Source organism: Spirosoma sp., from assembly GCF_026391055.1.
Classification (GTDB): domain Bacteria; phylum Bacteroidota; class Bacteroidia; order Cytophagales; family Spirosomataceae; genus Spirosoma.
Genome location: NZ_JAPLET010000010.1, coordinates 314,429 through 326,786 on the forward strand (window position 1 = coordinate 314,429; position 12,358 = coordinate 326,786).

Here is a 12,358-nt window from a genome sequence, read left to right on the forward strand (position 1 = left end):
TGGTGTCGAATCTATTGACTCGTCGTTCGTATTTGTTCGTTGTACTCTTCGGTTGCTGCCCTCGTCTGGTACAGTCCTTACAATAACTCCAGCAATCGTTTTTTGCCGCGTAAGTACTGTGTTCGCGAGGTAGTTTCACTTATGTTCAGGACATTCCCGATTTCTTCGTGGTCGTATCCTTCAAATAAGTACAGTGATAACACCACTCGGTACCCTTCCGGTAGTTGCTGCATCGCCCGCTTAACCCGCTCAACTTCCAGTTGTGTACCTTCTTCGTCGTACGGATCAGGGTCGGCATAGTCGAGTCCATCATCCTCTCCCAGCCGGTGCGACTCCATGTCTACCAGTTCCAACCGCCTAGTACGCAAATGGTTGATGGCCCGATGCACGACAATCTGTTTCAGCCATGCGCCAAACGTACTTTGCCCCCGAAACGAATTAATATGACTGAAAGCGTCCATGAAAGCCTCCTGCAATACATCTTCAGCCTCGGCCTCGTGGTTCACAATACGTAGGCAAACATTATACATTGCCTTTACGTATTGCTGGTACAGGTCATACTGTGCTCGTCGCTCACCCTGTTGGCAGCGTTTGACCAAGTCGGCATGACGGTCCGGGTAAGGCGGTCCGACCGGTGCACCGTCGCGATTTCGGTTCGATTCCAACAGATTCAGCGTCTCGGGGTGGTTTTTAGGTTGTTATCGATAGAAAGAGGTATGAATTTCTGAAATGTTGCACAATAATTCAGAAAAAGTCAACGTTTTTGCCACCGCTCTGCTTAAGGTCTGTTTTTCTGTAACTTAGAGCATCAACTTCATCTAATGGCTATGTACAAACAAAATTATAATTCGCCCTTTCTGGTTCATGATGATGGCACCAATTTCCCACTCGAACACCAGCGTGTAATCAGTAAGCTGACCGTCGGTCTGGGTATTTTATCGGGAAAAATCCATCACCCTTGAGCCGTTACCCGAAACGCCATTGGGTGAGGGGCCAGGACATCAGGAACCTGACGTATTATTGTTCGATAACAATGATCAATTAACCCGTATTGATTGTTATTGAGGTCGCGCAACCACGAACCGTCCAGCACGACTTAAAAAAGATTATTCACTTCACTGAAAACGATAATTACGGCATTCTCAAAGGCTTTGTCTACAACTATAAAAGCCGCGAGTGGTTTCGCTATCGGAAAGGCGACGGCGGGGCCGCCACAGCCCCGTCTGTTTCAGACGTGATGGGCATTGATCCGGGGGAGTTTGTATAGCGTTCAGCCGATTTCCTCCTCCACCCCAACCAAATTTTTTCGTACTTTTACTTGTTATAGAAGGAAGAGAAACGAGCCGAATGGTTGATTATATTTCAGGATTAAATGACCCCCAGCGGGAAGCCGTGATGCACGGCAGCGGCCCGCTGATGATTATAGCCGGAGCGGGTTCGGGGAAAACCCGCGTATTGACGTACCGCATTGCTCACCTTATCGAAAACGGCGTTGACCCGTTCCGCATTCTGTCGCTGACGTTTACGAACAAAGCCGCCGGCGAGATGCGTAATCGAATCGAAAAGGTGGTCGGCACCGAAGCCCGCAACATCTGGATGGGCACGTTCCACTCCGTTTTTGCCAAGATCTTACGCATCGAAGCCAAAGCCATTGGCTATACCAGCAATTTCTCCATTTACGATACCGACGACTCCAAGTCGCTTCTGCGCAGTATTGTGAAAGAGATGGCGCTGGATGATAAAGTGTACCGGGTCAACAGCGTTTTTAGCCGTATATCCGGTGCTAAAAACCGCCTGATCGGACCGGAAGATTATATCAATAACGCGGTTATCCAGGCCGACGATGAATCTGCCCGGATGCCGCACATTGGCAAAATTTACAAACAGTACGCGTTGCGGTGTTTTGCGGCTAATGCCATGGATTTCGACGATCTGCTCTTCAACACCAACGTGCTGTTCCGTGATCATCTGGACATCCTGCACAAGTACCAGCACAAGTTTCAGCATGTGATGGTCGATGAGTTTCAGGATACGAACGTTTCCCAATACCTCATCACCCGTAAACTTGCAGCCGTTCATCAGAACATCTGTATCGTAGGCGACGATGCCCAGAGTATTTACGCCTTCCGGGGTGCTAACATAGAGAACATCCTCAATTTCCAGCGCGATTATGGCAAAGAGAACGTCAAAATCGTAAAGCTGGAACAGAATTACCGTTCTACCAAGACGATTGTAGAAGCCGCAAACTCCATTATTTCCCGGAATAAAAACCAACTGGAGAAATCAGTCTTTACGGCTAATGAAGACGGATCACTCATCGACCTGATCAAAGCCTCGTCGGATAACGAAGAAGGGCGACTGGTAGCCTCGTCTATTTTTGAAGCGAAGATGAACGAGTCGCTGACGAACAACGATTTCGCTATTCTGTACCGAACCAACGCCCAGTCGCGGGCCTTTGAAGAAGCTCTGCGTAAAGTGAGCATCAAGTACCGCATTATCGGCGGTCTGTCGTTCTACCAGCGGAAAGAAATCAAGGACTTAATTGGGTACCTGCGTTTTACGGTCAATCAGCAGGACGAGGAAGCGTTCAAGCGGATCATTAACCTCCCCAAGCGCGGTATCGGCGACACAACTGTTGCAAAAATCAGTGTTATTGCAGCCGAGAAGCAGGAATCCATCTGGGAGATTGTTGCTAATATTGGTCAGCATGTGGCCGGTCGCTCGGCGATTCCAATTGAAGGCTTCGCGAATTTGATCAAGAGCTATAAACTCCTGCTCGATCAGAAAGATGCGTTTGAAGTAGCCTCGCACATTGCCAAAACGTCGGGTCTGCTCAAAGAACTGTACGACGACAAAACCGTTGAAGGACTAGCCCGGTACGAAAACGTGCAGGAATTGCTGAACGCCATCAAGGAATTTGTCGACAATCCGGATAACGAAGAAAAGAGTCTGAGTGCATTTCTTCAGTCCGTTTCGCTGCTCACCACCGCCGACGAAAAAGAGGACGATGGCGACAATGATAAGGTGACGCTGATGACCATCCACGCAGCCAAAGGACTTGAGTTCAAGAACGTCCACATTGTTGGCTTGGAAGAGGATTTATTCCCGAGCCAGATGATGCTCGAAAGCCGCAGCGATCTGGAAGAAGAACGGCGTCTGTTTTACGTAGCCATTACCCGCGCCGAAAAACGGCTGACGGTATCGTACGCCGAAACGCGTTACCATTACGGCCGATTAAAAATGTGCGAACCAAGCCGGTTTCTGATGGAAATCGACCAGAAGTACATGAAAATGTCCAAACTTCGGTCGGCACCGAGCCGGACAGACTTCGACCGGCCCGAACGCGATCGTAGTGAAAGCACATCGACGGGATCGATGAGTTTTGTGCGGTCGCTGGCGCAGAAAACGGCCCGTTCGCAGGCACCCCAGCCAACGGTTTCGCACACACCCTCCGCCGATTTTGCGCCTACCAGCACGGCCGAACTAGCAGCGGGCCAGCGGGTTGAGCACGCGAAATTTGGATTTGGCACAGTTAAAGCTGTAGATGTGAATGGAACGGAGCGCAAAGCAACGATCGCCTTCGAGAAAGCGGGCGAGAAAGTGCTGCTACTGAGTTTCGCGAAGCTACGGGTGGTGGCCTGAGGCCTGACCTTTAGGTATTCTGAAAGATGCAGGTATTGATGCAACGAATCTGGATTAACAGGAAATACAATACTGCCTATCCTTAACGTTCTCTTACAAGCTCCACAATCCTTCGTAACATCCATGAACGTTTCCGGTGCCGTTGCGGCCAGTTTTTTACTCCTTGCCTCGTTAACAACCAACGGCCAGTCCAAAGCCGATTCGACCAGCGTTGAGAACCTCGGTAATCAGGTCAACTCAGAATACAACGAGATTAACCCAATGATTTCGCCGGATGGGAAGACGCTGTATTTTGCCCGTATCAGCCATCCCAACAATACGCATGGCACCAAAGGCAGCCAGGACATCTGGTACTCCGATCTCGACGCGGCCAGCGGCAAGTGGGGCCCCGCCCGGCGTATGGGCTTCCCACTTAATAAAGACGAGTACAACTGTGCTTACAGCATCACGCCCGATGGCAACACCATGCTAATCAAAGGCCAGTACAACAACGGCAACTACGAAACACGCGGGTTCTCGCTGAGCAAAAAAACAGCTTCGGGCTGGTCACCCCCGCAGAAAATGGACATTCCCGGCTACGTAAGCATGAGTAAGGGACAGTTTGACTGCGGGTTTATGTCGGCAGATGGCAAAGTGCTACTGATGGCGTTCAGCGAAAAGAAAAACAGCAAGGAAGACGATATTTATGTGAGTTTCCGACAGAAAGACGGTTCCTGGAGCAAGCCGATGAATCTGGGCGTGGAAGTCAACACGAAGTTTACTGAAACAACACCTTTTCTGGCTCCCGATGGGGCTACGCTGTATTTCTCCAGCGACCGGGAGGGGGGACAGGGCAGCAACGACATTTATGTATGCAAGCGGGTCGATAAAACTTGGAAACACTGGTCGAAGCCGGTTAACCTTGGCTCCAAAGTTAATACTGATGGCTACGACGCCTATTTTACCTTAAGTGCAACAGGTGATTATGCCTATCTAACTACGTTCAAGAACACCCTCGGTAAAGGCGATATCGTTCGGGTAAAACTAACGGATGATACCCCCGCAAATCAACCCGGCAAAGTAGGAGGCAGTACAGATGTAGCAGATAACACCGCTGCTACCCGACCCGATCCGGTGGCCCTCATCAGCGGTAAAGTAGTTGATCAGATTACCGGCAAGCCCATCGAAGCCCGGATCATTTACCAAACTCTGCCCGACGGTGCCGAAGCGGGCGAAGCAACTTCCGATCCTATCACGGGCGAATATAAAATTGTGCTCCCTTACGGCCAGCGCTACACCATGCGGGCCGTAGCCAAAGACTTCATCGCTGAAGGTGCTAATATTGATTTAACCCAGCCTAAGGGCTATCAGCAGATTACGGATAAACAATTAAAACTAATTCCGATTGAAGTGGGTAGTATCGTTCGCCTGAATAACATTTTCTTCGACACGGGTAAATCTGAACTACGCCCCGAATCCGGCCCCGAACTCGACCGACTCGTAACAACGCTGAACGACGCCCCCAAAATGACCATTGAAGTGCGCGGGCATACCGATAACACGGGCTCTAACGAAATAAATGCCAAGCTGTCGCAGGACCGGGCCGACGCCGTCCGGGAGTATTTCATCAGCAAAGGCATCGAACCCGACCGCATTGCCAGCAAAGGATTTGGTGAAGCGAAACCAACGGCTACTAACGACACCGATGAAGGTCGTCAGCAGAACAGGCGGGTGGAATTTGTTATCGTGAAAAAGTAAGCTGATTCCTGGCCTCTTTTTAGTGAAAACTACCTTTGTTATCCAACTATACGCATTTATTTGTGTTAGTATTCTAGCAAATAAAACCTCTCATTTCACTACAAATTAAGCGATGCAACTCAATGCTGGCTGCGAACTCTCGTTTCATGCTCAAACGCCAACTCCCCTTATTCTAATGCTCCGACCCCGTTCCGGGGCCGGTCAGTGGATCATCCGGGAGGAATATCAAATCACGCCCGCCGTTAATGTTACCGAGTTTACCGATATGTACGGCAACCTTTGTCAACGGGTTGTTGCACCGGAAGGGCCTTTTTCCATTCATTTTTCGGCGACAGTGCAAACCGCCGACGCGATTGACATAGCCCCCGGCGCGCCCTATACACCTGTTGAAGAGTTACCAGATGACGTACTCCATTATACGCTCCCGAGCCGCTATTGTCAATCCGACCAATTGGGCCAGCTAGCGGCACAAATCACAGAAAATGTGGAGCCCGGTTACGACCAGGCCGAAGCGATTCGGAAGTGGATTCAGGAATCGGTCACGTACCAATACGGCACCAGCGATGCCAGTACATCGGCAGTGGACACAGCTTCCAGCCGGATTGGCGTTTGCCGGGACTTCACTCACCTGGGCATTTCTTTATGCCGGGCACTAAATATTCCGGCCCGAATGGTCGTTGGCTATTTATATCAACTCGACCCAATGGACCTCCACGCCTGGTTTGAAGCCTACGTAGACGGCCGCTGGTTTACCTTTGACGCCACCCAGGTCAGGCCGCTAGGCAACCGCATTACGGTTGCCTACGGGCGGGATGCCGCTGATGTGGCATTTACAACCCAGTTTGGTGCTATGACGCTCGACGAAATGAAGGTATGGGTTGAAGCGGCTGATACCGATTCGAACGAGAGCGAAAAAAAAGCACATGATGCGCCAACCCTTTCAAGCTCAGTGGGGTCTACGAATAAAACAATGAACTGACCATGAAAAAACGACTGCTTTTCTGCTCGTTTGTAGGAATACTGACAGCGTGCCAGCGTGAAGGGGATATTCAACCAACCTCTACAACCCTGACAGGTGAAGTAGTCGGAACCTACCGCACCAATTTTTACATCGACCCCTCCGTTGCTCTCTCGGCGGGCCAGTTGCCGTATGCAGAAGTAAAGGCCGAATCAAACAACAAGGTCACGCTGGTCTTTCATCAACCCGCACTGGCTCAAAAAGACCGGGTTGTCCAGCACGTCAGTCTGAGCCGTCGGGCAAACAGCATACAGCTCAATGTTGGCAGCTCGACCATTGCCACCTTACAGACCGACCGGGTATTTACCGATAACGGAATGGAAAAAGAAGGGCAACTGTTACGAATTACACTACAGGATAGCTCCGAAAGCGCGCTCAACTTTTCCGGTGCCAGACAATAGATCAAAAATACATTCATAAAAAAAGCGTGATGCCCGACGGCATCACGCTTTTTTTATGAATGTCGATCAAATAAGACTTTTACCGAACAGCAAACTCACCCGAACCAATCCGGAACCCTTCCGAATAAAGTTCAACCGTGTACTTACCGGGTTTATAAGGAATACCCCGTGTGTACATCAGTTCAACGTTTTGCCCGTTGTTTGTGTAATTAACCGTTTGCTTGGTAGTGTAGATGGTTTCATTACCATCTACCGTAAATGTTCCTGAACCGTTGGCCATGTCCGATACAACGGCACCGGTTGGGTCCAGCACCCGCACAAACACATCTTTAGGCTCTTCTTTCGTCAGCGGATTATCCAGTAAGGTGTAAACCAGCTTGATTTTATCCAGCCGCTTAGCTTTATACGAGTCGTCGTCTTTCACCTTTCCTTTGGCGTTCACGGCGAACACTTTCACGTTTTGTGCTTTCAGTGCAGCAGCGCGGGTCACTTTCGTAGATAGCTCCTGATTCTGAGAAACTACCGTCGTTACGGAATCGGATAACCGCTGGCGTTCCGTTTTCAGGCCCGTATTTTCTTCATCGAGCACTTTAACGTTCGACGCTAAGGTTACGTTTTCGCGTTGCAGGTTCGAAATGAGTGTGTCCTTTTCAACCAGAAAAGCTTCGTATTGCTTTATCTTCTCCTCGTATTTGGCAATGGAGATTCGGTTTCCTTTCCGCAGCGAAGCTTTGTCCTGCTCCAGTTGTACCTTCATTTTTTCCAGCTCCGTAACATCGCCACCTAATTTCTGTACTTCAGCAATTTTAGCATCCAGTGCTGTCGAGATAGAGTCCAGTTTAACCCGTGTTGTTGACAACTCCTCTACGCGCTCCGAAATTGTTACTTCCTGATTTTCAGAAACTTTTTTCTGGTCGAAGTACAGATAACTGGATACACCAGCCAGACCCGTCATGATAATGAGGGCAGCTAGCAGCGCGCCGTTAGTTCTTGACTTTTGCGGATTATTTTCCATTTAGAATTTTCAGTTTAACGATTGAACATGCACAAACTTTGTAAAAAAAGCCGCTTTCGCGGATGTGTAGAGGTTGTTACATCTGATATTGTTTTGATAAATCTACTGGCAGAATTACCTGACTGACTGTTAGTTCAACGTTATCGCTATACTCACTATTGCCACATACAACAGGCAGGATTTTGAAAATGTTTCTAATCCAATACCTAATTGCATGAAAACCAGCATCTGATAATCAACCGAATGTACCGCAAAATAAATAAGTTTTTCTTAGACTGCTCAGAAAACTTCCTGAACGGCCATTTATACTCACTATAACATCTCGTACAAACAGGATGTTGTGCTTTAAAAATCACTAGTAATGCCAGAACTTCCGGAGGTCGAAATAAGACGCCAGTATCTCGAAACATCCTCTCTTTATCAGTCGGTTAGCCATATTGAAGTAGAAGACAAAAAACTTCTTACAACCGATCTGGCTACGCTGCAGCAGGCTCTTACCGGGCGGCAATTTACTGGTACCAGACGGGTTGGTAAAAATTTGTTCGTTTTTACCGATGCGCCCGATGTAATTGTTCATATGCATTTTGGCATGACTGGCGATCTGGAGTACTACCATGCTACTCTCGACCGGCCCCGCTTTGCCCGAATCGTGTTCGAATTTACGTCGGGTTTCAACCTTGGCTTTCTGTGCCCCCGAAAATTTGAACGTGTTGGCCTCGTTACAGATGTCGACGCCTTTCTGCTGCGTAAAAAGATTGGTGATGACGGACTCGACATTTCGCTGGAAACCCTAAGCGACCGCGTTCGCCGGAAAAAGGCCTTTATCAAACCTGTTCTGCTTGACCAGAGCGTAGTTGCCGGTTTAGGAAACTGGATTGTCGATGAGGTATTGTTTCAGGCATTGATCCATCCTGAACAACGTGCTGACACACTGACCGATGACCAGATGGCCAGCCTCCACATAGCCATTCGGCTGGTACTGGAAACGGCCATTCGCTACGAAGCCACGTACCGGGACTTCCCCATTGGTTTTCTAATACATGTTCGTGAATGGGATGATTCTCCTTACGATGATGTGGAAGCGCACAAGTACTGCCCCCGTTGCAAAACCCGTATTGAACGTTCTGTTGTCGGTGGCCGAACTACGTTCTTTTGTCCGAAAGAGCAATGTGTGTAGGCTGGACGCCCCAATGAACTACTCGGCAAACTAGTTGGTTTTCCTAATACATGTATCTACACGTATTATGAGCACGCAACGTACAATTTCAACTATACGAACGGCCACCCCGAACAGCGTGGGTGACGGCTTCATTGGGTTAAATGCTTTCCATCCACAAGGGTCGCGTCCGTTCAATCCGTTTTTATTACTGGATCACCACGGCCCCATGCAGGTTCAGCCGTCGGAACGACCTAAAGGTGTTGATCAACACCCGCACCGCGGCTTCGAAACGGTAACGATTGTTTATGAAGGGGCCCTCGAACACCGGGACTCCGCTGGTAACAAAGGCAAACTCTTCTCGGGCGATGTGCAATGGATGACGGCGGCTTCGGGAATTATTCACGAAGAGAAACACGAACGTGAATTCTCGCGTCAGGGTGGTCGGCTCGACTTTGTGCAATTGTGGGTTAATTTACCTGCCAAAGACAAAATGAGTCCACCGCGTTATCAGGACATTGCCTCCTCCCAAATTACCACATCCACCTTACCCGGTGGTGGCGCATTCCGGATAATTGCGGGCGATCTGGCTGGTTTACACGGCCCAGCCAATACATTTAGCCCGCTTGTCGTCGCCGATTTAGCCTTGGGCGGTGGTCAATCAGAAACGCTTTCCATACCGGCTAGTTACAACCTGATGGTGTATGTATTGAGTGGACAGGTGACCTTCAACGATGCCAGCCTAACCCGGGGTCAGATAGCCCTTACGAACTCAGACGGTGACACAATTACGGTATCGACCACAACAGGTGCCAAAGTTCTTATATTGGCCGGCGAGCCGATCCAGGAACCGCTGGCCGTATACGGGCCTTTTGTCATGAACACCCGCGAAGAAATTCTGGCCGCTTTTGACGATTTTAAGAACGGGCGGATGGGGTCACTGACGTAAGTAAACTTGTTTTTGGCGCGTGGACGGTGCCATTCCGGATCAGCGGCCCGGCCGGTGGCCGTCTGCGCGACAACTCATTACAAATCCTTGATATTTCCGAACCCGATAACGTCTTTATAAACCGGGTTGTCACGCAGTTCGGTAGCCCGGATCAGCTTGTCAGTACCGAATTTTGCCTTGAGGTCGTAGAGCGTCTGGCGAAATTTCCCCTTGCGGTCGTCATTTCCGAACAGACTTAATGGAACCACTTCGGCCGGGATAAAGCGAAATACAGCTACGCACATACTACGTATGTGTTCATTTAGTACCGGTTCGCAGCGGTGAGCCAGCCGGAATTTCTCCAGACGCTCGCGGATAATGCCGTATAGCTCCAACCCATCTTGTTTCGGCTCGTTGAATCGGGCTTCATAATTATAGGTTTTGCCATTATGATAGCGGCAGGAGAACGACATGTCCTGACAAAACACTCCTCGCTGTACCATTCGTCGTTCGAGCGTCAGGCAGAGCGATTGCAGGAGTTCATCCAGGCGTTCGGACGTGCTTCGTTGCTCCTGCGAAATGGTACGCATCGCCGACATACTCTTATTATCCGGATTGGCGTCCAGATCCACTTCGCCCCCAAAGTTGAGCCGGAGGTGCCAGTGCCAGCCAATAATGCTCTTACAAACCGCCCGGAGGTGATCGGGGGTAGCATAGCGGAGTTCAAGAGGTGTACGAACCCCACCCGCTTCCAGCCGGGCGGCCATGCGGTGACCAATACCGGGCAGATCGGTAAGCGTCATGGTTTGTAACACGCTGTCAATCGTTTCGGGGGTAATAGTGGTCAGACCATCCGGCTTTTGAACATTGGAGGCCAGTTTGGCCAAAAAAACGTTCGGAGCAATACCAATGGAACAGCGGAGCCAGTCGCCCACTTTCTGCCGGATGGCCTGTTTAATCGCCACGGCCGTTTGCGACATATCCTTGTACACCAGTTGATAGTTTGTCAGGTCGACAACGGCTTCGTCAATACTTTTCGGCACAACATCATCCGAGAAGGTTCGCAACACGTCAATGATCTTTACGTGGTATTCCCGATATCGAGCGGGGTGGGTTTCTATGGGCACCAGTTCCGGACACAGCACAATTGCCTGATCCAGGCGCATACCGGTCTTTACGCCCCGTAACTTGGCCTCGACAGACGGGGCGATTACACAGCCGTTCCGCCCGGTGTATACGCAAACGCCAACCGGCCTTCCCCGCAGCCAATAGTTGTCCTGCTGCTCACAGGAAGCGAAGAAACTGTTCATATCCACAAAGAGAACTGTGGGTTGCCTTTGGGTAAAAAGCCGGTTACGATTCATGGTTTTTGGGTAAGAAAGTGACTTTTGGTGCAGTTAGTCGTTTATATTTTGACTATGTTTGTTGTAATACAAGCGCAATATATTTGACTTGTATTATAATCACTAGCTATCCTTACGGCAATGGCCGAGAATTGTTTAAAAAAAATATCATCCCCCGTGACAATCCAGGACAGACTGAAGCAGGTTTTTGATGCCCTTGGCATAACTATCTACCAGATAGCGAAGGAGTTAGGTGAAAATCCATCGAAGTTTTACAATATTTTGAATGGCCGGGCCAAACCTTCTTATGACACAATCATGAGTTTGCTGGCTTGTTATCCGCAAATCAGCGCCGATTACCTGATTCGCGGTATCATGCCCGTCTTGAACTCCCCACAAGCAAACGCACGGCTTCTCTCGGCCGATGATGATACTATCGAAGTGCCATTCATACCGGTAAAATTTTACGCCACCTTCGTCGAGAGCTTCGCCGAAGGCATTCACTCGACCGATGTAGATTCCTTTCGGGTACGGAAGCCCATTGTAAAGGGACATAAGAACTCGGTTGTGCTGGAGATTTCGGGAAACAGCATGAGTCCGCAGCTGGCGCATGGTGCCAAAGTACTGGCAATACCCGTTAGTGAAAACAACTGGGAATACCAGTCGGGGGGTGTTTATGCAGTCATGTACCGGGATTACTTTGTGGTGAAGCGTATCCGCGACAACGAGCTGTTAACCCGCAAATACCTGACTCTCCACTCCGACAACCCCAACGGTGGCAACGTGACGGTGCCCTTGCAGGACATTCGCGGCCTTTGGAAGATTGTAGCGATCGTAGAAGCGCCGGTGGAGTAAAGCCTGGCGTAAGGTTGCTGTTAATTCCCGACGGAAAGTTTTTTATAAACCACAGAGGCACAAAGCGCACAGAGATTTCAAGTAGTAAGGCCGTTGCCTGGTACTGAAACCCTCTGTGCGCTTTGTGTCTCTGTGGTTTTTTATCTAAGCCGCTACGCCAGCGAAAGCTTGTTGAGCACACCGATTGCCCCTTCCTGGCTCCATCCGTTTGTCGGATTACAGCATCTTCAGCAAATGACCACCGTATAATCAATTGGGGCAAA

Annotated in this window: 12 protein-coding genes; 9 read left to right on the forward strand and 3 right to left on the reverse strand. The window is 49.6% G+C overall.

The genetic code is table 11. The annotated features are described in order from the left end of the window. Positions 1-77: 77 nt before the first annotated feature. Positions 78-665 (reverse strand): RNA polymerase sigma factor, encoded by a 588-nt coding sequence (locus NT073_RS03695; protein WP_297368960.1) that lies wholly within the window; start codon positions 663-665, stop codon positions 78-80. 162 nt (positions 666-827) lie between these two features. On the opposite strand from NT073_RS03695, the gene NT073_RS03700 reads away from it, so the two are divergent. The 6 genes from NT073_RS03700 to NT073_RS03725 all read left to right on the forward strand — a co-directional run bounded on the left by NT073_RS03700 (position 828) and on the right by NT073_RS03725 (position 6,798). Continuing rightward, positions 828-962, forward strand: a complete 135-nt coding sequence (locus NT073_RS03700) for a hypothetical protein (protein WP_297368963.1) — start codon at positions 828-830, stop codon at positions 960-962. A gap of 89 nt (positions 963-1,051) precedes the next feature. Next, positions 1,052-1,267 carry a hypothetical protein gene (locus tag NT073_RS03705; RefSeq protein WP_297368965.1) on the forward strand — a complete coding sequence of 72 codons (216 nt, stop codon included), beginning with the start codon at positions 1,052-1,054 and terminating at the stop codon, positions 1,265-1,267. A gap of 80 nt (positions 1,268-1,347) precedes the next feature. After that, the gene (locus tag NT073_RS03710) at positions 1,348-3,642 is read left to right on the forward strand and encodes a UvrD-helicase domain-containing protein (protein WP_297368967.1); all 2,295 of its coding nucleotides are present in this window, start codon (positions 1,348-1,350) and stop codon (positions 3,640-3,642) included. A gap of 123 nt (positions 3,643-3,765) precedes the next feature. Continuing rightward, positions 3,766-5,379 (forward strand): OmpA family protein, encoded by a 1,614-nt coding sequence (locus NT073_RS03715; RefSeq protein WP_297368969.1) that lies wholly within the window; start codon positions 3,766-3,768, stop codon positions 5,377-5,379. 112 nt (positions 5,380-5,491) lie between these two features. Beyond that, complete coding sequence (locus NT073_RS03720; RefSeq protein ID WP_297368971.1) at positions 5,492-6,358, forward strand: transglutaminase family protein; 867 nt, start codon at positions 5,492-5,494, stop codon at positions 6,356-6,358. Positions 6,359-6,360: 2 nt separating this feature from the next. Beyond that, the gene (locus tag NT073_RS03725) at positions 6,361-6,798 is read left to right on the forward strand and encodes a hypothetical protein (RefSeq protein WP_297368973.1); all 438 of its coding nucleotides are present in this window, start codon (positions 6,361-6,363) and stop codon (positions 6,796-6,798) included. A 79-nt stretch (positions 6,799-6,877) separates the two neighbouring features. On the opposite strand, the gene NT073_RS03730 is transcribed toward NT073_RS03725, so the two are convergent. Then, positions 6,878-7,813, reverse strand: coding sequence for a hypothetical protein (locus NT073_RS03730; protein ID WP_297368975.1), 936 nt, complete (start codon positions 7,811-7,813; stop codon positions 6,878-6,880). Between the two features lie 361 nt (positions 7,814-8,174). Here NT073_RS03730 and NT073_RS03735 point away from each other — a divergent pair, with 361 nt between their 5' ends. Then, positions 8,175-8,990 (forward strand): DNA-formamidopyrimidine glycosylase family protein, encoded by an 816-nt coding sequence (locus tag NT073_RS03735; protein ID WP_297368977.1) that lies wholly within the window; start codon positions 8,175-8,177, stop codon positions 8,988-8,990. A gap of 67 nt (positions 8,991-9,057) precedes the next feature. Beyond that, positions 9,058-9,918, forward strand: coding sequence for a pirin family protein (locus tag NT073_RS03740; protein WP_297368979.1), 861 nt, complete (start codon positions 9,058-9,060; stop codon positions 9,916-9,918). Between the two features lie 77 nt (positions 9,919-9,995). Here NT073_RS03740 and NT073_RS03745 read toward each other — a convergent pair whose 3' ends face one another. Next, positions 9,996-11,261 (reverse strand): DNA polymerase IV, encoded by a 1,266-nt coding sequence (locus tag NT073_RS03745; RefSeq protein ID WP_297368981.1) that lies wholly within the window; start codon positions 11,259-11,261, stop codon positions 9,996-9,998. A 120-nt stretch (positions 11,262-11,381) separates the two neighbouring features. Between NT073_RS03745 and NT073_RS03750 the strand changes: the two genes are divergently transcribed. Next, positions 11,382-12,095, forward strand: coding sequence for an XRE family transcriptional regulator (locus NT073_RS03750; RefSeq protein ID WP_179830282.1), 714 nt, complete (start codon positions 11,382-11,384; stop codon positions 12,093-12,095). Positions 12,096-12,358 lie beyond the last annotated feature (263 nt).